General features: G+C 40.8%; 17 protein-coding genes and 8 pseudogenes. 16 read left to right on the plus strand and 9 right to left on the minus strand.

The window, feature by feature from the left end; genetic code table 11:
- Positions 1-104: 104 nt before the first annotated feature.
- The 4 genes and pseudogenes from KA717_20515 to KA717_20530 all read left to right on the plus strand — a co-directional run bounded on the left by KA717_20515 (position 105) and on the right by KA717_20530 (position 4,351).
- Complete coding sequence (locus KA717_20515) at positions 105-1,538, plus strand: hypothetical protein (protein ID UXE58459.1); 1,434 nt, start codon at positions 105-107, stop codon at positions 1,536-1,538.
- A 504-nt stretch (positions 1,539-2,042) separates the two neighbouring features.
- Positions 2,043-3,017: a tRNA lysidine(34) synthetase TilS gene (gene tilS / locus KA717_20520; protein ID UXE58460.1), complete on the plus strand. Its 975-nt coding sequence runs from the start codon at positions 2,043-2,045 to the stop codon at positions 3,015-3,017.
- Positions 3,018-3,127: 110 nt separating this feature from the next.
- Positions 3,128-3,583 carry a DUF4164 domain-containing protein gene (locus KA717_20525; protein ID UXE58461.1) on the plus strand — a complete coding sequence of 152 codons (456 nt, stop codon included), beginning with the start codon at positions 3,128-3,130 and terminating at the stop codon, positions 3,581-3,583.
- A gap of 25 nt (positions 3,584-3,608) precedes the next feature.
- A pseudogene (locus KA717_20530) lies at positions 3,609-4,351 on the plus strand (IS1 family transposase).
- A 205-nt stretch (positions 4,352-4,556) separates the two neighbouring features.
- Here KA717_20530 and KA717_20535 read toward each other — a convergent pair.
- Positions 4,557-5,060, minus strand: a pseudogene (locus KA717_20535) (transposase).
- A gap of 52 nt (positions 5,061-5,112) precedes the next feature.
- Here KA717_20535 and KA717_20540 point away from each other — a divergent pair.
- Complete coding sequence (locus tag KA717_20540; protein UXE64933.1) at positions 5,113-5,355, plus strand: hypothetical protein; 243 nt, start codon at positions 5,113-5,115, stop codon at positions 5,353-5,355.
- Positions 5,343-6,221, plus strand: a complete 879-nt coding sequence (locus KA717_20545) for an ISKra4 family transposase (GenBank protein UXE64734.1) — start codon at positions 5,343-5,345, stop codon at positions 6,219-6,221. The genes KA717_20540 and KA717_20545 overlap by 13 nt, the downstream gene beginning before the upstream one ends.
- Positions 6,222-6,269: 48 nt before the next feature.
- Here the strand turns inward: KA717_20545 and KA717_20550 are convergent.
- Positions 6,270-7,135: pseudogene (locus KA717_20550) on the minus strand (IS5 family transposase).
- A gap of 443 nt (positions 7,136-7,578) precedes the next feature.
- Here KA717_20550 and KA717_20555 point away from each other — a divergent pair.
- The 3 genes and pseudogenes from KA717_20555 to KA717_20565 all read left to right on the plus strand — a co-directional run bounded on the left by KA717_20555 (position 7,579) and on the right by KA717_20565 (position 10,984).
- Positions 7,579-8,904 (plus strand): IS4 family transposase, encoded by a 1,326-nt coding sequence (locus KA717_20555; protein UXE64735.1) that lies wholly within the window; start codon positions 7,579-7,581, stop codon positions 8,902-8,904.
- Between the two features lie 60 nt (positions 8,905-8,964).
- Positions 8,965-9,207, plus strand: coding sequence for a hypothetical protein (locus KA717_20560; protein ID UXE58462.1), 243 nt, complete (start codon positions 8,965-8,967; stop codon positions 9,205-9,207).
- 440 nt (positions 9,208-9,647) lie between these two features.
- Positions 9,648-10,984: pseudogene (locus KA717_20565) on the plus strand (IS5 family transposase).
- A gap of 155 nt (positions 10,985-11,139) precedes the next feature.
- Here the strand turns inward: KA717_20565 and KA717_20570 are convergent.
- Positions 11,140-12,384, minus strand: coding sequence for an IS4 family transposase (locus tag KA717_20570; protein UXE64736.1), 1,245 nt, complete (start codon positions 12,382-12,384; stop codon positions 11,140-11,142).
- A 189-nt stretch (positions 12,385-12,573) separates the two neighbouring features.
- Here KA717_20570 and KA717_20575 point away from each other — a divergent pair, with 189 nt between their 5' ends.
- From KA717_20575 to KA717_20590, 4 genes and pseudogenes are all read left to right on the plus strand, one after another.
- Positions 12,574-12,939, plus strand: a complete 366-nt coding sequence (locus KA717_20575; GenBank protein ID UXE58463.1) for a hypothetical protein — start codon at positions 12,574-12,576, stop codon at positions 12,937-12,939.
- A 70-nt stretch (positions 12,940-13,009) separates the two neighbouring features.
- A pseudogene (locus KA717_20580) lies at positions 13,010-14,335 on the plus strand (IS4 family transposase).
- Positions 14,332-14,622, plus strand: a complete 291-nt coding sequence (locus KA717_20585; GenBank protein ID UXE58464.1) for a hypothetical protein — start codon at positions 14,332-14,334, stop codon at positions 14,620-14,622. Before KA717_20580 ends, KA717_20585 begins: the two are co-directional and overlap by 4 nt.
- Before the next feature lie 17 nt (positions 14,623-14,639).
- A complete protein-coding gene (locus tag KA717_20590) occupies positions 14,640-14,990 on the plus strand; it encodes a hypothetical protein (protein ID UXE58465.1) in 351 nt (116 codons plus the stop codon).
- A gap of 153 nt (positions 14,991-15,143) precedes the next feature.
- On the opposite strand, the gene KA717_20595 is transcribed toward KA717_20590, so the two are convergent.
- The 4 genes and pseudogenes from KA717_20595 to KA717_20610 all read right to left on the minus strand — a co-directional run bounded on the left by KA717_20595 (position 15,144) and on the right by KA717_20610 (position 19,551).
- Positions 15,144-16,934 (minus strand): glycosyltransferase family 39 protein, encoded by a 1,791-nt coding sequence (locus KA717_20595; GenBank protein ID UXE58466.1) that lies wholly within the window; start codon positions 16,932-16,934, stop codon positions 15,144-15,146.
- A gap of 84 nt (positions 16,935-17,018) precedes the next feature.
- Positions 17,019-17,834 (minus strand): annotated as a pseudogene (locus tag KA717_20600) (ISAs1 family transposase).
- A 36-nt stretch (positions 17,835-17,870) separates the two neighbouring features.
- Positions 17,871-19,152: pseudogene (locus KA717_20605) on the minus strand (ISKra4 family transposase).
- Between the two features lie 81 nt (positions 19,153-19,233).
- Positions 19,234-19,551: pseudogene (locus KA717_20610) on the minus strand (ISAs1 family transposase).
- 254 nt (positions 19,552-19,805) lie between these two features.
- On the opposite strand from KA717_20610, the gene rplU reads away from it, so the two are divergent.
- Together rplU and rpmA are read left to right on the plus strand one after the other, a co-directional pair.
- Entirely contained in the window at positions 19,806-20,252 is a 447-nt protein-coding gene (rplU, locus tag KA717_20615) for a 50S ribosomal protein L21 (GenBank protein UXE58467.1), read from the plus strand.
- 31 nt (positions 20,253-20,283) lie between these two features.
- Complete coding sequence (gene rpmA / locus KA717_20620) at positions 20,284-20,547, plus strand: 50S ribosomal protein L27 (GenBank protein UXE58468.1); 264 nt, start codon at positions 20,284-20,286, stop codon at positions 20,545-20,547.
- A 149-nt stretch (positions 20,548-20,696) separates the two neighbouring features.
- Here rpmA and KA717_20625 read toward each other — a convergent pair whose 3' ends face one another.
- Positions 20,697-21,110: a hypothetical protein gene (locus KA717_20625; GenBank protein UXE58469.1), complete on the minus strand. Its 414-nt coding sequence runs from the start codon at positions 21,108-21,110 to the stop codon at positions 20,697-20,699.
- Between the two features lie 192 nt (positions 21,111-21,302).
- On the opposite strand from KA717_20625, the gene uvrB reads away from it, so the two are divergent.
- Positions 21,303-23,309, plus strand: a complete 2,007-nt coding sequence (gene uvrB / locus KA717_20630; GenBank protein ID UXE58470.1) for an excinuclease ABC subunit B — start codon at positions 21,303-21,305, stop codon at positions 23,307-23,309.
- A 33-nt stretch (positions 23,310-23,342) separates the two neighbouring features.
- On the opposite strand, the gene KA717_20635 is transcribed toward uvrB, so the two are convergent.
- Positions 23,343-24,824 (minus strand): leucyl aminopeptidase, encoded by a 1,482-nt coding sequence (locus KA717_20635; protein ID UXE58471.1) that lies wholly within the window; start codon positions 24,822-24,824, stop codon positions 23,343-23,345.
- Positions 24,825-24,867 lie beyond the last annotated feature (43 nt).

The following is a 24,867-nucleotide window of genomic DNA, read 5'->3' on the forward strand; positions in this document are numbered from 1 at the left end:
CTGTAAATAATTCGTTGATAGATTATCCTGTGAAACGGTACGATAGGGCTTTCGAGCTCGCGTCAGATGTAATCAACGAAAATTTTACAGCAAGAATTCATTTGATGAAAACGGCGATCAGGAATTTTGCCCAAACGGTTCAGGAATGGATGGCCTTCGATAGTTCTAGACTTCGGTATTGGTTTTGGCTAGGAGTGGGGATCACCCTCAGTATTTTTCTGTTGCGATTTTATCTAGCTGGGTTTGGCGTGTTTGGCGATGGTTTAGGGTACTATACTCCTCTGCGATCGCTGCTCTTTGACGGTGATTTACGGGTTGCTAACGAGTACGCCTATTATAGTCAATCGGCCTCGAACTTTGGCGGGGGGATGCGAGTGCCGGGCCCCATTCCTGAATACAGTAAATACACGTTAGGGTTGGGATTTGTGCTCTTACCTTTTTTTGCCCTGGGCCATCTTTTGGCCTTGGTATTACAAGGGATGGGACAAACGGGCATCGCCAATGGTATGACCTGGCCCTACGAATTAATGTATTGTCTGGGTAGTATTAGTTTGGGGTTAACAGGCTTAGTGTTGGCTTATAAAATGGCCCGTCGCTTTTGGGGAGAAACGGCCAGTGCGATCGCGGTGGGGGGAATTTGGTTTGCCTCACCTCTAACCTACTATCTCTGCCTAGAAGTCTCCATGTCCCATGCGGTTTCTAGCTTTTTAGTAGCTCTCTTTCTTTATCTCTCTTTGACCCGCCCCTGGATTCAAGAACGACGCTTCCAAATTGGACTAGGGATCATTTTAGGGTTAGCCGCTTGGGTACGTCCCCAGGACAGTCTGTTTTTAGTCGTGCCGGTTCTCTTGGGCTGGTTAGGAACGGAGCAAAAGTTTGACAAAAGGGAAACCTGGCAACTCAGTTGGCAAAAACTTAAGCATCCCGACTACCTGAGAGCCATCTTCTTCATCATTAGCGTGGCGGCCTTGATGCAACTTCCCCAAATGCTGATTTATCTCTGGCAGTACGGCGGACTGACTCAAATTCCCTATCTAGAAGAAGGTAAGGCCAGGGGCTATGGCAACAGTTTTCATTGGTTGCAACCGGCTCTCTGGCAAGTTCTCTTTTCCGGTCATCGGGGGCTTTTTGTTTGGCATCCTCTCACGCTGTTCAGTATTATTGGTCTAGGTTGGGCAACCCGTTCCTTACCGCGATTAGCCAGTAGTTTACTTGTGGCCTTTGCCCTCCAGGTGTACTTTATTGCCTCCTGGTGGTGTTGGTGGCAAGGGGCCAGTGTAGGAGGACGAATGTTTGCTAATTGTAGTTTTTTATTCGTGTTGGGGTTGGCCTATCTCTGGCAACAATTTCCTTCTAATCTAGGGGAAAAAACGGCGATCGCTATTACCCTCTTTTTGGCCTTCTGGAATGTGCTAATTATCCTACAATACCAATCAGCGATGATTCCCCCAGAAGAAGCCATCACCCTCAAACAATTATATCAAAACCAATGGCAAGTCATTCCTTTTTTCCTAGAACATTTACTCAAGAAAGCCTAACAATCCAGTACACATAAGTTGCAGAATCCTCCTAAGTGCTTAGGTAAAATTATTTATACATAGCGATCCTTGTGTAGCAAGGCTTTCGGATTTATCTAAAGGGTAATTCATTTTGCATAACTACTTACCTGTAAATAATTCGTTGATAGATTATCCTGTGAAACGGTACGATAGGGCTTTCGAGCTCGCGTCAGATGTAATCAACGAAAATTTTACAGCAAGAACAAATTCGCCTCGATCCTAACCTAGTTAATGTTCCGATTATTGCCCTCACTGCTTTAGCGATGGAAGGCGATCGCGATCGCTGCTTAGCAGTGGGAGTCAATGAGTATTTATCTAAACCTGTTAAACTCAATCAACTAGTTCTGCCGATCCAGCAACTGTTAGCTTCTCCGTGCTCAAAGTCCGATTCTTGAATACCTTGACATCTAGTTCAGTAATTTTTCCCTTGATCAGAACCGAGATATGAGGATAATAGGCAATGGAGTTTCGTTTTAAGAAAGTATGGTCTGGACAGAACTTCATCGTAAACTTCATATCACTTTGAAACAACGCGGTTTCTTGCCTCAGGGAGAACGAATTTTAATTGCAGTATCGGGGGGACAGGATTCGGTTTGCTTACTGCGATTGTTGTTGGATCTGCGGACAAAATGGCATTGGACATTGGCGATCGCCCATTGTGATCATGCCTGGCCTACGGATGAAGGGATTGCAGAGCACGTAAAAAATTTAGCTCAAGCTTGGCAATTACCCTACTTTGCCAAGGTAGCAGTTAATCTCAAGGAAACAGAAGCTGCTGCGCGGGAATGGCGTTATCAAGCTCTGATTGCGATCGCCCAGGAACAACATTTTTCTCTTATTGTCACGGGCCATACTCAAAGCGATCGCGCCGAAACCCTTCTTTATAACCTGATTCGTGGAGCCGGAAGTAATGGTTTACAGGCTTTAGGGTGGCAACGACCATTAACCTCGGAGATACAACTGCTGCGGCCCTTATTAGAGATTACTCGTGAAGAAACAGGTCACTGTTGTCAACAATTACAACTACCCCTTTGGGAAGATGTTCTTAATGAAAAATTAGACTACGCCCGTAATCGTATCCGCCAGCAATTAATTCCCTATCTACAGAGCCAATTTAATCCCCAGGTGGAAAAAAATTTGGCCCAAACAGTGGATATTTTACAAGCTGAAGTCGATTATTTAGAACAAGTGAGTAATCAGCTTTGGCCAGATATTGCGAGTCAGGAAGGTCAAAGTCTTAATCGTTCCAAACTAAGAGAAATTCCCCTGGCTTTACAGCGACGGATTATTCGCAGATTTCTCCAGCAAAGGTTACAAAAAAGCCCAACTTTTGAGCAAATAGAAGCTCTTATTTTCCTGATCACGGCTCCTAATCGAAGTTGTTCTAGTTCCTTACCACATAACAGTTTGGTTCAGGTACAGGGAGAGAATTTAATTTTTATTCAGGCAGGAAATTAAGTAACCGTAAAAGCAGGCTTCTTGTTTGGGAGGGTAAAGTTCTCTAACCTCATAGCCAAAGCCCCGATGGCGATCGCCTATAATTAAGATTATTGTCCTGTTAAACGGTTATGACAACAACACCAAAAACCACCGTTACCTATAGCCTAGAAGACATCCTTGCGCGTATTGAGGATAAGATGGATGCGCGTTTCGATAAGATGGATGCTCGTTTTGAAAAAGTTGATCGCCAATTAACGGAAATAAACCAACGGTTAACGAAACTGGAGGTGGGACAGGCTGAGTTGTCGGGAGATATTAAGGCTCTTGATGAACGGTTATCAGGAGATATTAAGGCTCTTGATGAAAGATTATCGGGGGAAATCAAAACTCTGGATGAAAGGTTATCGGGGAATATTAAGACATTGAGTGAAAAAGTGGATGGGCTTGGTAAGCGTTTGGATAATCAGGAGTTTTTGAATCGTGGGGTTGTGGTGGCGGTTTTAGCGGCCTTAATTGCAGGCGGAGCTAAGTTATTTGGATTCTGGTCGTGTTCTAAACCTGTGGAAAAGAGTAATAATAAATAAATGTAAATCTTAAAATTGGTGTGCCATGCTATTCAAAGCAATTGTTTGCCCAAGTTGTCAAAGTACGGATATTGTGAAACACGGCCCCTCTGGGGAGGGGAAAGAGCGTTACAGATGTCGTAATACAGAATGTAAGCGTTGCACATTTATCTTAAACTATACTTATAAAGGTTATTTGCCAGAAGTAAAGGAAAAGATTGCCGAAATGGCAATGAATGGTAGTGGCATAAGGGATACAGCCCGTGTGCTGAGGATTAGTCCATCAACAGTGATTAGTGAACTAAAAAAAAAGAGTCTAGTTTAGTATTCGTCAACGAAAAAAAAACTAGCAGAACTGGAACCCAGTCAGAGTATTGTAACGCTCTGCCAATGGAATGACGTGGAAGCAGAACTCGACGAAATGTGGGGTTTTGTGAAGAGCAAAGATGGTTATGGCACGCTATTGATCATAAGACAGGTGAGATATTAGCTTATGTTTTGTCTGGTCACAAAGACGAAGCATTTCTAAGGCTAAAAGAGTTGTTAGAACCTTTTGGTATTACTCAATATTATACAGATGGATGGGGGGCTTACGAACGACATATTGAGCCAGCATTGCATGAGGTGGGTAAGTATAATACTCAAAAAATCGAACGAAAGCACTTGACATTGAGAACTCGAATAAAGAGATTAGCGAGAAAAACGATTTGTTTCTCCAAATCTATTGTGATGCACGATATTGTCCTTGGATTATTTATCAATCGCTTTGAATTTGGATGTCTTATTTAGGGCTTGCTGAAAAAGTCAAAAAACGAAAGAAATGTGGGTTAGGGAAGTATGGACTGAAAAAGCATAGATAACTTATCCTTATGGAAACAAATCAAAATACAGATTTTGTTTAATCTATTGTTCCTTTCTGTCTAAAAAGGTCAACACAAATCACTCCTCACAAAAGAGAGGAAAATTAACACCATTTTTCACAAGAAAAACGACTCTACAACTTTTTACTTTTTGTCTTCTGAAGTAGAGTAGAAAGATTCATTACCAAAAAGTTCATCGCAATTACCGTTTCCGAGGTCTCAGGTAGTTTGGCCATCACTCGACCAAGACTAAATTTCCTCTTTCCCTGTCCGAATTTACCCTCAATGGCATTACGCACTCTTTCATCTGAGCGTGCCTCTTTCTTTTTTTCTTTGCTCACCTCTTTCGGCGGTCTTCCCAATCGGGGACCACTCATTCTTATATCCCTTTCTTTACAATAAGCTCGATTCGCTTTTGTTCGATAGATTTTATCCACATGAACCGATTCCGGATAACATCCTGTTTCCCTTTTATATTCTTCTATTCGCGCTTGTAAATCTCCCGATTCGTTGTAATTATCCCAACTTAATTTGTCTAAGAAGACAAAGCCATTCACATTACTTGCCGATATTTTAGCTCCAAACTCTACTGCTTTTCCCGCTTTTCCACGCACTATTGGACGCACGTGAGGTTGGGTACATCCCGGATAAAGTAGTACATAGAATCTGGGGTAAAATGGAAAAAAACTGATGAGCGAAAAAAGTATGTTACCGATTCCCCCAGAAGAAAAAGCACTGTTAAAACAGCATCTCACCGAATCAGCCCGTATCCTGCGCAAATATACGGAACCAGAGAAACAGAAGGACTTTGGAAGCATCGAAGTAGAAGTCAGAACCCAGATGTTAGAAATTGTGGGGCCAACAATGGGGGAGTTTTTTTTTCAGAAGGGGGAAAAAAACGGTCTGGAAACAAGCGAAAAATCAAAACCCTAGTCGGAGAAGTGGAAATAAGCCAAAAACAAGCCAGAAAACTAAAGGTGTCGCCAAAAATCGTCTTAAGTCCAGGTTTAGAGAAATGCTGTCTAAGAGCCAGTGCGAAAACATCCTACCAACAAGCAGAAGAAGATATAGAGGAGTTGATGGGGATAAAAGTAGGACATAGCAGTTTACATCGCTTGGTAGAACGGACAGAACTGCCCTTAGCTCAAGCTCAGTCAGAGAGTGCGGGGGTCAGTATAGATGGGGGAAAGATTTGTCTGCGGGGCGAGGAGAAGGAAGGGGGACAGTGGCGAGATTATAAACTGGTGAGTCTTCATGGCAATGTCTGTGAAGCCTTTTTCCAAGACCCAGAGGGCTTAAAGAATTGGAGCAATGTTCAACCTTTGTCCCCAATAGTGACCTTTTTGGGAGATGGTCATCCCGGAATCTGGAATGCGGTAGAGAGTTTCGCCACTCAATCGTGGCTGATACGACGAGAGGTGTTGGATTGGTATCATCTCAAGGAGAATCTGTTCAAAGTGGGTGGCTCTCTCAAACGGCTAGAAGCAGTGGAGCATTTACTGTGGCGGGGTTTTGTGAACAAGGCAATAGATGCGTTTGATGGAGTCAAAAGCAAGAGGGCAAAGAATTTTCAAGCCTATTTGACGAAGCATTATCAGCGTATCCCTGATTACCAATACTATCAACAGCTTGGTATTGTGATTGGTTCTGGTGATGTGGAGTCTAAGATTAAACAGGTGGGAGCTAGGGTTAAATTGTCGGGAGCACGTTGGCATCTTCATAATGTTTCTCGTATTCTTCGGCTACGATGTGCTTATCTCAATCACTCTCCTCTTTTGAGTGTCAATGTATTATCTTAAGTCTCCTCTTTTGAGTGTCAATGTATTATCTTAAGTGGGATGCACCCCGTGAGGTTGGCTTACACTCACAATTCTGTTTTCTACTTTATTTGTCTTTTTTTCATACATTTCTAACTGTTGCTCATACACTTTTCCTATCGTTACAAGCTCTTCTTGCTCTTTTTTCGTTAGTTTTTCTAACTTTGCTCCCTCTTCTATCATTTTTTCTATATCAGACAAGTTTCTTTTTATATATCCTAGTTGTTTTTTTGTTCCTTTTCTTCTTTCTTTTTTTGACACACGACGTTTTTTTGCTATGGCTAAGTACTCTTTTCTTGCCACTTCCCTATAAGTCCTCGGCTTTTCTTTCCTTTTCTCTTTTATTTCTTCATACAGCTTATCTATTATTTTTTCTGTTTTTTCTCTGGCATCATTCAATATTCCTATATCCGTTGGATATTTTATATCTGCTGGTGTACAAGTCGCATCTAACAATAACTTTCCTTCATTTTCTTTTTTTTCTGACGCTACACCCGTCGCTTTTTTTCTATTTCTTTATTAATTTTATTTATTAATTCCATTCCTATTTTTTTACGAAAATGAACCATCATTGATGCATTAAATGCTTCTTTGCTACTATAGCTTTCCATTCCTATAAAGTACTGTAAATAAGGGTTCTCTTTTATTTGTTCTACTGTTTCTCTGTCACTTTTTCCTGAAATTTCTTTGATAATTAATGCTCCTAATGCCATTCTAAATGATTTGGCTGGGGCTCCTTTTTTTTCTGTGAAGTTTTTTGCATATTCTTCCTCATATTCTTCCCAAAGAATCATTTTTGACATTTCTATCCAACGATTTTCTTCGTCTAACTGCCCGCCGAACAGATTTTTCAAGTTTTCTGGTGTTTCAATTGAGTACTGTTGCTTTCGGTACATCTGCTTTCTCTCTTCTTAATGCAATGGTTTTGAGGCATTCTACCCTATTTTCGTGCATTCTAGCGGTTCTTAATTCGCCTACTATTTTTCTCCGTAAAGGTTTCAGCTTTTTTCAGCAAGCCCTATTTAGATGTGCTTCCACAGATTCAGAACACTACCCTAACACTTTTCTTTCCCTTCATCAACTAAAGGTCACACCCATGATTGGTCTTACATCATTGCTAGGACTTATTGCTTGTAAGTCAGACAGTATCCAAATCCCAATTTCCCCTTCAACCGAAGCTTCTATTATCGGCAAATGGTTACGACAGAGGGTAGACCCAGTAACCATTGGTGTCAACTTAAGCCAAAATGCCTACTCACAAAAGATTAGCCTAAAAGCAGGCGGAAGTAAGAGTAGGCTGAAAAAAAGGTTAGTATATAAAAAAGTGAGCAAAAAACAAATGGCAAGACAACATCCTCGGAGAAAAGGAAACCCAGACTTACGTCGTAAGACAAATCAGCCAGGGGTAGAAATCCCTGAAATAACAAAAGAGTTGTTTGAATTACTAGAACCCACAATGTTTACACCATTAAAATATTTACAGGGAACTCATGAGAAAATGATGAGAGATAGGGTATTAAATTTACCAATAATGGTGGCATTAGTGTTAAGTATAGTGTATCGTCAAATAGCGGGTATAAGTGAAGCGGTAAGACTGTTAGAGGAAGAGGGATTGCTATGGGTAGCATCATTAAAAGTAAGCAAACAGGCAGTATCAAAAAGAATGATGAATGTGCCAGCCGAAATATTTGCAATATTACTAAAAGGAGTGTTAGAAAAAGCAGCCGAAAAAGGGAAGAAGCTCCAAGTAGGAGAAAAATGGGAAAAAATAAGAGAAAAGTTTAGTGCAGTGTGGATAGCAGATGGCTCAACGCTAGAGCAGATAAGGAAAAATATGAAAATAAGTAAAGAAGAAAAGAGTAAATTGGGGGGTAAAATAATGATGGTAGTGGAAGCCTTTACCCAAAGACCCGTTACTTTATGGTACACAGAAAATGATAAATCAAATGATAAAATATGGTGTGAAGAATTGGCAGCTAAATTACCAGAAAATGGTTTAATTCTCGTAGATATGGGATTTTTTAGCTTTGTGTGGTTTGATTTGTTAACAGAAGCTAAAAAGTTTTTTCTAACCAGATTTAGAGCGGGTACATCTTACAAAACCAAACAAGTATTGTCTCAAGGTAGTCATTACAGAGATGAGATTATCATTATGGGAAATTACCGTTCTAATCCTTGCAAGCATCCGGTGAGATTAGTCTCAGTATTATGGGGAACAATCTGGTATCAGTATTTAACAAATGTGTTGTCTCCCGAACAACTGTCCGCCGAAGAGGTCTGTGATTTATATCGAAGACGATGGACAATCGAAGAAGCCTTTTTATTAACGAAAAGACTTTTAGGACTAGCCTATTTATGGGTAGGGAATAAGAATGGTGTCCAAATCCAGATTATTTGCACTTTGATTTTCTATACGGTCTTAAATCAATTGGTAGGGGAAGTGGCGATTGCTCTAAATCAACCGAAAGAAAAAATCTCAGTAGAGATGGTGTTTCGGAGTCTATACTATGTAGCGAAGGCTATTGCTAGAGGAGAAAAGCCTGATACAGTAACCTATCTGGCTGAACGTGCTAAGTTATTTGGTTTGGTCAAAGCTGAGAGAAAGCGACATCGAGAAAAGGCCGCTCTCAATCAACAAATTTGGGAACCCATTCCTTTAAGTTGACACGGATGCCCAGTAACTGGCTCAGAGGTAAAAACAGAGCTAACATTTGCAGAGGGAGGGGTGTTTATTGGTAAAGAAGATGGTATCACGGTTGGTAATAAAAAATGCTTTGGTTCTTGGGAGGGAAAATGGCATCCAGATAACGATAACGATGTTGTAATCGTTGAAGGTACTGATTTTTATGCGTGTACGCCCAGTGAGGTTCCGCCAACTAGAGGTGCATATTATGACGCTTTTAAACTAAAAGATTCCAACACTGTTTTTAGGACAGCACACCCCGACCAAGAATATGTTCGCCAATGATGTGATTTCTATTCTTATTATTCGATTTTCAAAATTTTTTGATACAAAAATTGCTTTTTAGACAATAATTGAAAAGGCGATTTTTTATGGGGAATGGTAACGGTGATTATCTGTGATTAAAATCAATTCTGGTAGGGGCGCAAAGCTTGCCATCCGTGTCAACTTAAAGGAATGGGTTCCCAAATTTGTTGATTGAGAGCGGCCTTTTCTCGATGTCGCTTTCTCTCAGCTTTGACCAAACCAAATAACTTAGCACGTTCAGCCAGATAGGTTACTGTATCAGGCTTTTCTCCTCTAGCAATAGCCTTCGCTACATAGGGCTTGCTGAAAAAAGCTGAAACCTTTACGGAGAAAAATAGTAGGCGAATTAAGAACCGCTAGAATGCACGAAAATAGGGTAGAATGCCTCAAAACCATTGCATTAAGAAGAGAGAAAGCAGATGTACCGAAAGCAACAGTACTCAATTGAAACACCAGAAAACTTGAAAAATCTGTTCGGCGGGCAGTTAGACGAAGAAAATCGTTGGATAGAAATGTCAAAAATGATTCTTTGGGAAGAATATGAGGAAGAATATGCAAAAAACTTCACAGAAAAAAAAGGAGCCCCAGCCAAATCATTTAGAATGGCATTAGGAGCATTAATTATCAAAGAAATTTCAGGAAAAAGTGACAGAGAAACAGTAGAACAAATAAAAGAGAACCCTTATTTACAGTACTTTATAGGAATGGAAAGCTATAGTAGCAAAGAAGCATTTAATGCGTCAATGATGGTTCATTTTCGTAAAAAAATAGGAATGGAATTAATAAATAAAATTAATAAAGAAATAGAAAAAAAGCGACGGGTGTAGCGTCAGAAAAAAAAGAAAATGAAGGAAAGTTATTGTTAGATGCGACTTGTACACCAGCAGATATAAAATATCCAACGGATATAGGAATATTGAATGATGCCAGAGAAAAAACAGAAAAAATAATAGATAAGCTGTATGAAGAAATAAAAGAGAAAAGGAAAGAAAAGCCGAGGACTTATAGGGAAGTGGCAAGAAAAGAGTACTTAGCCATAGCAAAAAAACGTCGTGTGTCAAAAAAAGAAAGAAGAAAAGGAACAAAAAAACAACTAGGATATATAAAAAGAAACTTGTCTCATATAGAAAAAATGATAGAAGAGGGAGCAAAGTTAGAAAAACTAACGAAAAAAGAGCAAGAAGAGCTTGTAACGATAGGAAAAGTGTATGAGCAACAGTTAGAAATGTATGAAAAAAAGACAAATAAAGTAGAAAACAGAATTGTGAGTGTAAGCCAACCTCACGTGCGTCCAATAGTGCGTGGAAAAGCGGGAAAAGCAGTAGAGTTTGGAGCTAAAATATCGGCAAGTAATGTGAATGGCTTTGTCTTCTTAGACAAATTAAGTTGGGATAATTACAACGAATCGGGAGATTTACAAGCGCGAATAGAAGAATATAAAAGGGAAACAGGATGTTATCCGGAATCGGTTCATGTGGATAAAATCTATCGAACAAAAGCGAATCGAGCTTATTGTAAAGAAAGGGATATAAGAATGAGTGGTCCCCGATTGGGAAGACCGCCGAAAGAGGTGAGCAAAGAAAAAAAGAAAGAGGCACGCTCAGATGAAAGAGTGCGTAATGCCATTGAGGGTAAATTCGGACAGGGAAAGAGGAAATTTAGTCTTGGTCGAGTGATGGCCAAACTACCTGAGACCTCGGAAACGGTAATTGCGATGAACTTTTTGGTAATGAATCTTTCTACTCTACTTCAGAAGACAAAAAGTAAAAAGTTGTAGAGTCGTTTTTCTTGTGAAAAATGGTGTTAATTTTCCTCTCTTTTGTGAGGAGTGATTTGTGTTGACCTTTTTAGACAGAAAGGAACAATAGATTAAACAAAATCTGTATTTTGATTTGTTTCCATAAGGATAAGTTATCTATGCTTTTTCAGTCCATACTTCCCTAACCCACATTTCTTTCGTTTTTTGACTTTTTCAGCAAGCCCTACATAGTATAGACTCCGAAACACCATCTCTACTGAGATTTTTTCTTTCGGTTGATTTAGAGCAATCGCCACTTCCCCTACCAATTGATTTAAGACCGTATAGAAAATCAAAGTGCAAATAATCTGGATTTGGACACCATTCTTATTCCCTACCCATAAATAGGCTAGTCCTAAAAGTCTTTTCGTTAATAAAAAGGCTTCTTCGATTGTCCATCGTCTTCGATATAAATCACAGACCTCTTCGGCGGACAGTTGTTCGGGAGACAACACATTTGTTAAATACTGATACCAGATTGTTCCCCATAATACTGAGACTAATCTCACCGGATGCTTGCAAGGATTAGAACGGTAATTTCCCATAATGATAATCTCATCTCTGTAATGACTACCTTGAGACAATACTTGTTTGGTTTTGTAAGATGTACCCGCTCTAAATCTGGTTAGAAAAAACTTTTTAGCTTCTGTTAACAAATCAAACCACACAAAGCTAAAAAATCCCATATCTACGAGAATTAAACCATTTTCTGGTAATTTAGCTGCCAATTCTTCACACCATATTTTATCATTTGATTTATCATTTTCTGTGTACCATAAAGTAACGGGTCTTTGGGTAAAGGCTTCCACTACCATCATTATTTTACCCCCCAATTTACTCTTTTCTTCTTTACTTATTTTCATATTTTTCCTTATCTGCTCTAGCGTTGAGCCATCTGCTATCCACACTGCACTAAACTTTTCTCTTATTTTTTCCCATTTTTCTCCTACTTGGAGCTTCTTCCCTTTTTCGGCTGCTTTTTCTAACACTCCTTTTAGTAATATTGCAAATATTTCGGCTGGCACATTCATCATTCTTTTTGATACTGCCTGTTTGCTTACTTTTAATGATGCTACCCATAGCAATCCCTCTTCCTCTAACAGTCTTACCGCTTCACTTATACCCGCTATTTGACGATACACTATACTTAACACTAATGCCACCATTATTGGTAAATTTAATACCCTATCTCTCATCATTTTCTCATGAGTTCCCTGTAAATATTTTAATGGTGTAAACATTGTGGGTTCTAGTAATTCAAACAACTCTTTTGTTATTTCAGGGATTTCTACCCCTGGCTGATTTGTCTTACGACGTAAGTCTGGGTTTCCTTTTCTCCGAGGATGTTGTCTTGCCATTTGTTTTTTGCTCACTTTTTTATATACTAACCTTTTTTTCAGCCTACTCTTACTTCCGCCTGCTTTTAGGCTAATCTTTTGTGAGTAGGCATTTTGGCTTAAGTTGACACCAATGAAAGCTTGCGCCCAATAAATTTATGCCCAATAAATTTCACATTTACAATAATTTACGCCCAATTATCCAACCCCATGATGAAATACAATCCTGAACATCATCATCGCCGTTCAATACGCATTCAAGGATACGATTATTCCAAAACAGGAATTTATTTTGTCACTATTTGTACCCATCAACGCCAATGTTTATTCGGAGAAATTCGCAACGAGAAAATGATCCTTAATCAAATTGGAAAAATCGTTACCCAAGAATGGTTAAAATCCGCAGAAATTCGTCAAGAAATTGTATTAGATGAATGGATAATTATGCCCAATCATTTACATGGAATTGTGGGGATTGATAAAAAAGACGACAACGATTTCAAAGGCGATAACAATAAGGGCGCAAGCCTTCATTGGTGTCAACTTAAGCCAAAATGCCTACTCACAAAAGATTAGCCTAAAAGCAGGCGGAAGTAAGAGTAGGCTGAAAAAAAGGTTAGTATATAAAAAAGTGAGCAAAAAACAAATGGCAAGACAACATCCTCGGAGAAAAGGAAACCCAGACTTACGTCGTAAGACAAATCAGCCAGGGGTAGAAATCCCTGAAATAACAAAAGAGTTGTTTGAATTACTAGAACCCACAATGTTTACACCATTAAAATATTTACAGGGAACTCATGAGAAAATGATGAGAGATAGGGTGCTAAATTTACCAGTAATGGTGGCATTAGTGTTAAGTATAGTGTATCGTCAAATAGCGGGTATAAGTGAAGCGGTAAGACTGTTAGAGGAAGAGGGATTGCTATGGGTAGCATCATTAAAAGTAAGCAAACAGGCAGTATCAAAAAGAATGATGAATGTGCCAGCCGAAATATTTGCAATATTACTAAAAGGAGTGTTAGAAAAAGCAGCCGAAAAAGGGAAGAAGCTCCAAGTAGGAGAAAAATGGGAAAAAATAAGAGAAAAGTTTAGTGCAGTGTGGATAGCAGATGGCTAAACGCTAGAGCAGATAAGGAAAAATATGAAAATAAGTAAAGAAGAAAAGAGTAAATTGGGGGGTAAAATAATGATGGTAGTGGAAGCCTTTACCCAAAGACCCGTTACTTTATGGTACACAGAAAATGATAAATCAAATGATAAAATATGGTGTGAAGAATTGGCAGCTAAATTACCAGAAAATGGTTTAATTCTCGTAGATATGGGATTTTTTAGCTTTGTGTGGTTTGATTTGTTAACAGAAGCTAAAAAGTTTTTTCTAACCAGATTTAGAGCGGGTACATCTTACAAAACCAAACAAGTATTGTCTCAAGGTAGTCATTACAGAGATGAGATTATCATTATGGGAAATTACCGTTCTAATCCTTGCAAGCATCCGGTGAGATTAGTCTCAGTATTATGGGGAACAATCTGGTATCAGTATTTAACAAATGTGTTGTCCCCCGAACAACTGTCCGCCGAAGAGGTCTGTGATTTATATCGAAGACGATGGACAATCGAAGAAGCCTTTTTATTAACGAAAAGACTTTTAGGACTAGCCTATTTATGGGTAGGGAATAAGAATGGTGTCCAAATCCAGATTATTTGCACTTTGATTTTCTATACGGTCTTAAATCAATTGGTAGGGGAAGTGGCGATTGCTCTAAATCAACCGAAAGAAAAAATCTCAGTAGAGATGGTGTTTCGGAGTCTATACTATGTAGCGAAGGCTATTGCTAGAGGAGAAAAGCCTGATACAGTAACCTATCTGGCTGAACGTGCTAAGTTATTTGGTTTGGTCAAAGCTGAGAGAAAGCGACATCGAGAAAAGGCCGCTCTCAATCAACAAATTTGGGAACCCATTCCTTTAAGTTGACACGGATGGCAAGCCTTGCGCCCCTACAGAAAGATAAACAAAAACCGAAATCATTATCATCATTTGTTGGTGGTTTTAAATCTTCTGTAACCAAGACAATTAAGCCTATTTGTGATCATCCCAATCCTGTTATTTGGCAACGCAATTATTATGAAATTATTGTGAAAGATGAAAAGCAATTAAATCAGATTAGACAATACATTATTAATAATCCTCAAAAATGGGATGAAGACCCCGAAAAACCTGATAACCTTTCTACGGAAATATTCACAGATTTACATTTTTAATTATCAAAACCCAAATCATGCTCAAATATAATTGCGATCGCCGTGAATATTCTGCCATTTACCTCCAGTGCTATTGTAGAAGAACAAGCCCATTATCAAAGGAGAAAAACATGAAATCAGAATATGACTTTTCCAAAGCGGAACAAGGTAAATTTTATGATACTGATGCGACTTTTCATTATCCCATTTATCTTGAGACAGACGTTGATCAGTTTTTACAAAAAATAGCTGAAAATAAAAACATTAACCTACAAATTTTAGTCAATGAATTACTAAGAAATAACATTAAAATTATTCAATCTGTTCAACAGGAGAATTTTTCATGTTTCTATGATTTTAAAATTTTGATGTGGCGATCGCTTTTTTGACAATGATTAAAAAAACAATGTTGATTAAAATTAATTTGGTAGGGGCGCAAGGCTTGCACCCATGAAATAGTTAAGTCTATAGTTTTAACTTATACTCATCACTACAGACATAACTATTTTTTGGTAATTTTCAGATAATCTTCTAGTTTCTTCTTATTGAGAGCGTCTAATTAGAATCGATTTAGGCACACGAATTAAATGATAAACTCCCTTTTTAGCAATCAATTGATAATCCTCTTGTTTAAGTTTAAAACGCTCTAGTAATTGCGGATCGGTGACAATCAATACTGTTGCTAAAGGATTAGGATCATTTTCTTTTTGCAGTAATTCGATCGCATAGGGCACATCATCTAGAAAAGTAGCTGGATGTTGACTATAATAGACCAAACTATAGCGAGGATAACCCATCACAAAAATACATTCCTTGGGTTTAACCGTCTGACCGGCAATTTGGGATAATTCCCGAAAAGGTTGCTGACGTTGGCTATCCATAATGGGAGCGAGGGACGGAATCACAAAAATCATGGTTCCTAGAAAACCGACTAAATTCGCACTCCATAACCAAGCTCGAAAAGGTTTGTGGAAAAGAGATACCCCCATTAAAAGTGTTGCCAAACTTAAAATTAGGCTAAAAACAATAGGTAAACCCGATTCACTTAAGACTTGAGCAAAGTTGGGATAGGCCGGATCACTGCCGACGAATTGGGGACTAATAAAGGCCGCGATCGCCATGACCAGCAATAGAATGAAATTAAAAATGCCACTGGCAAAAAATGCCCAGGAATATTTAATTTTTGTGGGGGCTAAAGAGATTTCCTCAGACCAAAAGAGAGTGATCATGATGGCACCGGCGGGAACAATGGGGAGAATATAACCCGCCAATTTAGTGGCTGCACTGGAGAAAAAGAGTAAAATTAATATAAACCAGAAAAAGCAAAATAATCCTAGTTGGCGATCGCGGGGACTATGTTGCCACACTTTACGTCGCCAGAACTGTAATCGTGCCAAAGTTAAGGGCAAAAAAGTTGACCAAGGTAACAATAAAATGAAACACCAAGGTAGATAAAAATACCAAGGGCCGGCATGGCGATACAGCACAGAGGTAAAACGTTGAAAATTACTAAACCCTAAAAAACTATTGAGAAAGGTTAAACCATTGGCTTGGGTCGCTAGGGCGTACCAGGGAACTGCAATGCCGCAAAAAATGACAATCATTGCTAATAACAAACCTTTGACTTCTCGCCAGACAGCTTGCCACTGGCCGACATACCCTAAAAAGGCTGCAATGGCTAAACTGGGCAACAATAACCCCACTGGCCCCTTGGCTAAAACGGCGATCGCGGCAAAAACAGGGGTCAGACCATACCAAATTTTTTGGACTTTGGGTCGCTCCGAGTTAACGTAGCCCAGATAAAAACTCAGCATGGTTAAGGCGATCGCACTGGACAAAAACATATCCGTCACCGAAGTACGGCCCCAACCGACCCAACCTGGATTCAGGGCCAGGATGCCAGCCCCTAGCCAGGCTCTGATCCATAACGATCGAGTCGATTCTGTTTTTTCGCCGAGGAAAAAGCCCCAGAAACGCAGGGTATAAAAACTGAGCCAAACAACGGCGATCGCGCAAAGAGCAACGGGTAAACGGGGCGCCCATTCACTCACCCCAAAGAGTTTAAAACTGAGAGCCACTAGCCAATAGCCCCAAACCGGATAATCAAAAAAAGTTTGTCCATTCCAATGGGGAGTAATCCAATCATTCGTGAGATACATTTGATGGGCAACTTCGACAAATAAAGCTTCGGTTTTATCCATCACTCCCAAAACGCCAATATTCCACAGAAAAGCCACCCAACTCAGCAATAACAACCAGGCCAGGGAAATCAGCCAACATTGTTGAGGCTTTTGCTCAAAAGTTTGCCACCAAACGACTAACGAATTTTTCAACGGTTTTTAGCTCCTGGGGATCACACCATCACAGGTTGAGTATAATTTCAATGAGGGTTAATTAACAGACAGGGCAAACGCATCTTATCCGAGTAAAACCTTAAGGAGATAGTCCTCGTCCCAACCAGCGCGTAGCCGTTTATTCTTGATACCAAGTTTCAGAGTATTTTCCTTTGTGAGCAAGTTAAGAGCGATATGGCGTAAGACGGCTAAATTCTCAGGAGCAAAATCCTTACGAATGCGACAAGCATCCTCATTGAAGGCCAAGTCTAGAACCCAATGTAAAGAGTTTTCTATCAACCAATGACTACGAACAGATTGGGATAATTTTTGAGCATTACTCGACAGGCTACTGATATAGTAGCGAGTCTCATACTCTGTTTTGTCTTTCAATCGTCTCTCCGCTTTAATCATACAGATGCTCGTCAACTTTGCCCATTTCTCCCCACCCAGCAAAAATTCTGTTTGTTCCATCGTCCAGCAACGGCGAATTTCAATCCGTCCATGTCCCTTGTCTATTGTTTGATGAAAATCATGCTTAATTCCCGCAAAATTAACCGATTGAGCATGAGCAAATAATTGTTCAACATCCTCACATAGATTACCTTGATTGCCTTTCAATGCCAAAACATAATCTCCCCCTCGCCCTACTATCTGTTGGGCAATCTTTGTCTGAGTTCCCATGGCATCAATCGTTACGATACAACCTTTGACCTCTAGCATTTTCAGGAGTTTAGGAATCGCCGTGATTTCATTCGATTTGCTTTCCACCTTGCACTGTCCTAGTACTAGACGATTTGCTGTTGCCCATGCACTTACCATCTGAATTGCGCCCTTTCCGTTGGCATTATCATAGGAGTGGCGAAGGGTTTTGCCGTCAATCGCTATCACTTCCCCTTCACGGGTGCGACCTTTAGTTGATAAAAGCTGTTGTAATCAGGGTTCTACAGGGAACCCATATTGATCAAGTTTTGCCCAAAATTGACTCCATCGTTCCTTGGTCAATACCAAAGCTCGTAGGCTCAAAATAATTCCTGCTCCTTTTTCCTTCCATCGCATCCCTGAACAACATAATCGTTGTTTGACCAACGTCTTACAAGCTGCTTCCATAACACCTGAACCAATCGGATACTTTTTCTCTATGTATTCAGCATAATCCATTTGATGCTGATGATTCTCGTAATAAGTAATCGCCGCTTGTAGTTTCTCGGTAAGATTCTTAGAATGACTTTTTTCTTCTTTGACTTCTTTCATCAGATTTAGCAGTTCTCCTGCTTTTCCTTTTTCATGCTTGAGTTCTCGACAATTTTCAGTCAACCATTCTTTTTGTTTTGACACGGTATTCGGATGCAACGCTTCTGCCAAGGCACCTAAGTAACCAGAGGCATGATAGAAATCTAATATCTGTTCTTCCGTTTGCTTTTCTAAAAACTTCCAATTTGATTCTGCCCCGTCTGCTATCCCGACCAATGTTGCCTCTGGATAACGGTTTTTCGCTCGCTCAATTTCTCTTTCTAATCTTTCTAGAAAACTCTTTTTTCCATACTCTGGTGCCGCACCTAGATAGATTGTAGGTTGACGTTCGCCTTCACTATCGTATAGGGAAACGGTTCCCACCATTGCTTCACGGTAGCCATCCTCACACATCAGCATACAGGTTCCATCTAATCCTATTCCCACTGTTGCAATTTGGCTATCCTCCTTGGGCGGGGCATAACTCCACGCTTCTTCTTTTGCCTGTACCACACTTCCTACTGCTTCACTCAATCTTTGGATATAGGATAGCGCTACTTTTCTACCATGATTTTCTAATAAATCATTTTTCACCTCTTTGCCTGCCATCCCTGACATTTTTGAGGATACCTGTTTTGCCAATAATGGCGTTGATGTTATGATTATCCTTGCTTCTCTTTCTAAGGGGCAATACGTTTTTCCTCAAAGGTGAACGCTGATATACATGACGATTCACTATAACCTCACCATAAGGTGTTTGATATTCTTTCGGTTGCTCTCCCTTACTCTTCCAGATTTCTTCACCGATTTTTAAGGGTGAACCATCTGTATCTAAATATTTCAAGGCTTCTTTGCTGGCGATGCAACCTACTTCGTTTAAGCCTTTTTGAATATTTATTTCTGTATCCAACATTGAACGACTGAGTTCTAATGTTAGTTCTATTTTTATCTTTGAACCCTCTACATTAATTAGTTTTGCTGTCATCATTGTTTCCTCTTTGTCACTTTTCATCCCATGTTAACACTTTTCTTTTCCTTCATCAACTAAAGGTCACACCCCCCTTCACCCTTCACTTACCTCCGCTATACTTTTGACCCAATGCAGAAAACAGTCTTGAAATTGCTCTGGGTTCAGACTAGCAAATACACGCGCAAACGTATCGTCGGAGGGGATGCCATTCGGCAATTCCAAAATTTTTTTTAGCCATTGATGTTTAGCCTTGCCGAAACTTTCCATGGCTACCCAACCTTCTGCTCCACAAATAACGGCTAAGATGGCAATCGTTAGAATATCAATGAGTTTATGCCGTTTTGTTCGTTCGATGCGAGGGTCATCTATTTCGGCAAAGTGTTCTACCAGTCTATATTTGGGTCGGAGTTTCATCGCTTTTGTTTTCTATGCACTTTCCCTTATTTTCCCTTATCCATCCCTCTATAATGTTCTTGTATCTGTATCATTTTTAGATGCGTTCGCCCTGTGAGCCCGACCTGAAATCTTGACAAGAACAACGGCTGGCAACGATAATTAGAGATCGTGTGTCTAATGCCTTGCTCGGATCAGGTTCAGACCTCATTATCTACCAAATCCAAGGTAAGTAGCCTCGCGGATACCTGTACGGCAAATTAACCAGAAAAATCATGAGTTACGCCATTATTGAAGCCGGGGGAACCCAACTCAGAGTGGAACCAGGTCGTTTTTATGATCTCAATCACCTCGAAGGAGAACCCGAAGCTAGTTATGTGATCGATAAAGTGTTGTTAGTCAATAACGATAGCCAAATCACCGTCGGTCAGCCATTTGTTGCTGGAGCAACGGTGGAAGGAGAAATTCTTTTCCATCGTCGGGGTCGCAAGATTATCGTTTATAAAATGCGTCCGAAAAAGAAAACCCGTAAAAAACGGGGGCATCGTCAGGAATTAACCCGTTTACTGATTAAATCCATTAGTATTGATGGAACGGCGATCGCCACTATCTCAGAAGAGGATCTCAAAAAACCTGTATTAGTTTCACCGGAAGAATCCCTTACCTTTGATGAAGATTTAGTTGAATCCGATGAAGATTTAGTTGAATCCGATGAAGATTAATTCATTTTTTATTAATTAGGAGTAACTAACGATGGCTCATAAGAAAGGAACAGGGAGTACCCGCAACGGTCGGGACTCCAATTCTAAACGGTTAGGAGTTAAACGCTACGGTGGTCAAGTTGTCAAAGCCGGCAATATCATCATTCGTCAACGGGGAACTAGAGTTCATCCTGGTGAAAATGTGGGACGGGGTAGCGATGATACGCTCTTTTCTCTCATTGATGGCATTGTCAAATTCGAGTACAAAACCCAAAGTCGTCGCAAGGTAAGCGTTTACCCCGTGGCAGCAGAATAAATTTTGGACTGATGTTGAATTGTCTAAGGGTGGGCTAAAGCTCGCCTTTTTTTGTAAATTTTTTCTGTGAATTAAGCAAAAATAGCTAAAAACCCCGCCCAGAATGAATTTTAGAACGAGGTTTTTGAACGGATTAGTTGGTTAAAGAATTAATCTAAATAACTCATTAAGATAGCCGGATCATCAATTTCATTAGAGGCAACAGGACGATTGCCCATAACCGAATAGGTTTCACTAATATTCAGGTGACTAATTTGAATAGGACGATTGCCAGAAATACTTAAGGTACTGCTCACTTCCATGCCACTAGCGGTGATGGGGCGAGAACTGCCAACGGCGTTATAAGTACTAACCACTTTCAAGTGACTCGCTTCAATGGGGCGATTACTCGGCAAGCCTGACTCATTCTTCAGGAAACGCAGACCACCAGATTTCTCTGGTAAAGACAGAGCCATTACTTCTTTTTCATCCTTTGGCTTTCTACCTCTGGCTGCTGTTTTCGGTGCGTCTTTTTCTTCGGTTTCCGCCGAGGGTGAAGTTGTCTCCAGCTTTTCCACTGTCATTGTTTTTAGTCTCCTTGGGTTAGCACAGTAAATTAAGTCTTTTTGCCCAGGGGCGGACGGGCCACCTTCGGCATTATTTAAAAATCACTTCTAAGATATTAAAGATACACCTATTGTTGAACCGTTGATAAATTCTCAAGATAGAGATCTGTAATATGCCTTATTATCCCAGACTATCGCTCCTTAGCTTCCATGACTTCTGATCTTTTCCAACTGCACTCGCCTTTTCAACCCACTGGGGATCAACCTAAGGCGATCGCCGCTCTTATCCAGTCTCTTCAGGCCAAGCATCGCTTTCAAACCCTCCTAGGGGCAACGGGAACAGGGAAAACCTTTGCGATCGCCGCCGTGATTGAGAAGCTCGGTCGTCCCACTTTAGTACTGGCCCATAATAAAACCCTAGCAGCCCAACTCTGCAATGAATTACGGCAATTTTTCCCTGAGAATGCCGTGGAATATTTTATTAGTTATTACGATTACTATCAACCCGAAGCCTATATTCCGGTCACGGATACCTATATTGAAAAAACGGCTGCCATTAATGAAGAAATTGATATGTTACGTCACTCAGCAACGCGATCGCTGTTTGAACGTCGAGATGTCATTGTTGTTGCGTCTATTAGTTGTATCTACGGCTTAGGGATGCCCGCCGAATATTTAAAAGCAGCCGTGCCGTTACAGGTGGGACAAGAACAAGATCCGCGCCAGCTAATTCGGAATTTAGTTAATGTTCAATATAGTCGCAATGATCTGGACTTGCAACGGGGTCGCTTCCGTTTAAAAGGGGATGTTTTAGAGATTGTCCCAGCCTATGAAGATCGCATTATTCGCGTTGAATTTTTTGGTGATGAAATTGAAGCTATTCGCTATCTGGATCCCGTCAGTGGTGCGATTTTACAGAGCCTTAATCAACTCAATATTTATCCCGCTCGTCACTTTGTTACTCCAGAAGAACAGCTAGAAACGGCTTGTTTCCAGATTGAACATGAATTAAAAGAACAGGTGGAAAGATTAGAAAAAAACAACCAACTATTAGAAGCTCAACGATTAAGTCAACGAACCCGTTACGATTTAGAAATGTTGCGCGAAGTGGGCTATTGCAATGGTGTGGAAAATTATTCTCGTTATTTAGCCGGACGTAATGCCGGAGAACCGCCCGAATGTTTAATTGATTATTTTCCCAACGATTGGTTACTGGTCATTGATGAATCCCACGTTAGCATTCCCCAATTGCGCGGGATGTATAACGGTGATCAAGCCAGAAAAAAAGTGTTAATTGATCATGGCTTTCGTCTTCCCAGTGCGGCTGATAATCGTCCTTTAAAAGCGGAGGAATTTTGGACAAAGGTGAATCAATGTATTTTTGTTTCCGCCACACCAGGTAATTGGGAATTAGAACAGTCTGGGGATAATATTGTGGAGCAAATTATTCGACCCACCGGAGTCCTTGATCCTGAAATTTTTGTGCGTCCAACCTTGGGACAGGTAGATGATCTCTATAGTGAAATTCAAGCCAGGGTACAACGACAGGAGCGGGTTTTAATTACCACCCTCACTAAACGCATGGCGGAAGATTTAACCGAATATTTTCAAGAACGAGCGATTAAAGTTCAGTATCTCCACTCAGAGATTCAATCCATTCAACGTATTGAAATCTTGCAATCTCTTAGAAATGGAGAATTTGATGTTTTAATTGGAGTGAATTTATTACGGGAAGGCTTAGATTTGCCCGAAGTTTCCCTAGTGGCTATTTTAGATGCAGATAAGGAAGGTTTTTTGCGAGCCGAGCGATCGCTGATTCAAACCATTGGTCGGGCAGCCCGTCATGTGCGTGGTCAAGCGATTTTGTATGGAGATAATTTAACCAAGAGTATGAGTAGCGCGATCGCGGAAACGGAACGACGACGTAAGATTCAACAGGCCTATAACGAACAGCATGGCATTACGCCCCAACCCATTCAAAGCCGTGCCAATAATTCTATTCTCAATTTTTTGGATATTTCTCGGCGGCTCAATTCCCAACAGTTAGAACAGGTCTGTGAACAGGCAGATGACCTTTCCCTAGAACAAATTCCTGAGTTAATTCAACAATTAGAACTACAAATGAAAGAGGCCGCCAAAAAGTTAGAGTTTGAAACGGCGGCCAAATTCCGCGATCGCATCCAAAGTTTGCGGGATCGGTTGTTAGGTCATCGTTGATTCCAGAACACCAAAGTCTTCTCCATCAGGTCATCAGTGAGACTGACTAACCACCCACTGCACCAATGTTCGCACTGGAAAACCCGTGGCACCGGCACTATGGACACCATTGTCCTTATCTGTCCAGACAGGGCCAGCAATGTCTAGATGGGCCCAGGGTGTTTTCTCAATAAATTGCTTAAGAAAAAGGGCGGCGGTAATGGAACCCCCAGCACGAGGCCCCGTATTCTTCATATCGGCAATGGAGGATTTCAAGCCTTCAAAGTATTTTTCCTCCATGGGCATGGGCCAGAATTTTTCCCCCGCGATCGCTGCGGCTGTTTGTAGCTGGTTCATTAACGCTTCATCTGGACTCCATAGCCCTCCAATGTCATCTCCCAGGGCAACTACACAGGCTCCCGTTAAGGTAGCCAGATCCACGATCGCCTCAACTTCTAATTTTTCCGCATAGACCAGGGCATCGGCGAGGGTAAGACGACCTTCCGCATCCGTATTATTGACCTCAATGGTTTTGCCGTTAGATGCAGTGAGAACATCACCAGGGCGCATGGCTTTACCACTAATCATATTTTCTGTGGCAGCACAGATAAAGTGGACTTCCACCGAGGGTTTTAATTGGGCTATCGCTTTGGCTGCCCCTAGGGTAGCGGCTCCACCGCCCATATCGGTTTTCATGGTTTCAATACCACTGCCAGCCCCCTTGATATTTAAACCGCCCGAATCAAAGGTCAAACTTTTACCCACGATCGCCACTTTTGCTTGGGGATTGGCAGGGCGATAGGTGAGATGAATAAATTTAGGCGGTAATTCCGAGGCTTTGGCTACTCCCAGAAAAGCTCCCATGCCCAGAGCTTCACAGTCACTCGCTTCCAAAATTTTTAATTCAAGTCCGTATTCCGTTGCCAATTGTTGGGCTGTTTCTGCCATCGTGATCGCAGTCAAGGCATTGGCTGGGGCAGCAACTAATTCCCTGGCTAAAATTACCCCTGAACAAATTTTCTCAGCTTCGGCGATCGCCTTGACCTGTTCTCCTAAGCCTAGTAATTCAACGGTTTCTAACTTCAGGGCCTGTTCTTCTTTTTGTTCAGATTTAAAACGCTGATCTTGGTGAAGTGCTAACCAAATGCCCTCACTGATGGCCGCCGCCGTTTGACTGGCATCCTGCTCCACTAGCGGTAAATCAATGCCCAGGGTTTTAACCTTTTCTTGTTTGGCTAAACGGGCGATCGCTGCCGCCGCCAGGGTTACAGTTTCTCGCTTAAAGCTTTCAATTTTTCCTAAACCGACTAATATGAGTTTCCGAATCGGGGTTTTTGAGCCAACCCGCGTCACCACCTTCTGGCCTGCTTTGCCAGTAAAAGCAGTCTCCGTGATCAGTTCTTGCAGCGTTCCCTCTAATCGCTCATCTAATTCGGTTAATTCTTCCGTGATTTCGACGGCATTTTCAAAAAAAGCTAAGGCTAGAGCATCACCTAACCAGGTTAATTGTGAGTGATCTGTCCCACGAATTTGCATTGATCTGACCATTGTGAATGATTTTCCGTTCCTCATTGTAACT

Origin of the sequence: Woronichinia naegeliana WA131 (assembly GCA_025370055.1) — a bacterium.
In the GTDB taxonomy this organism is placed as follows: Bacteria; Cyanobacteriota; Cyanobacteriia; order Cyanobacteriales; family Microcystaceae; genus Woronichinia; species Woronichinia naegeliana.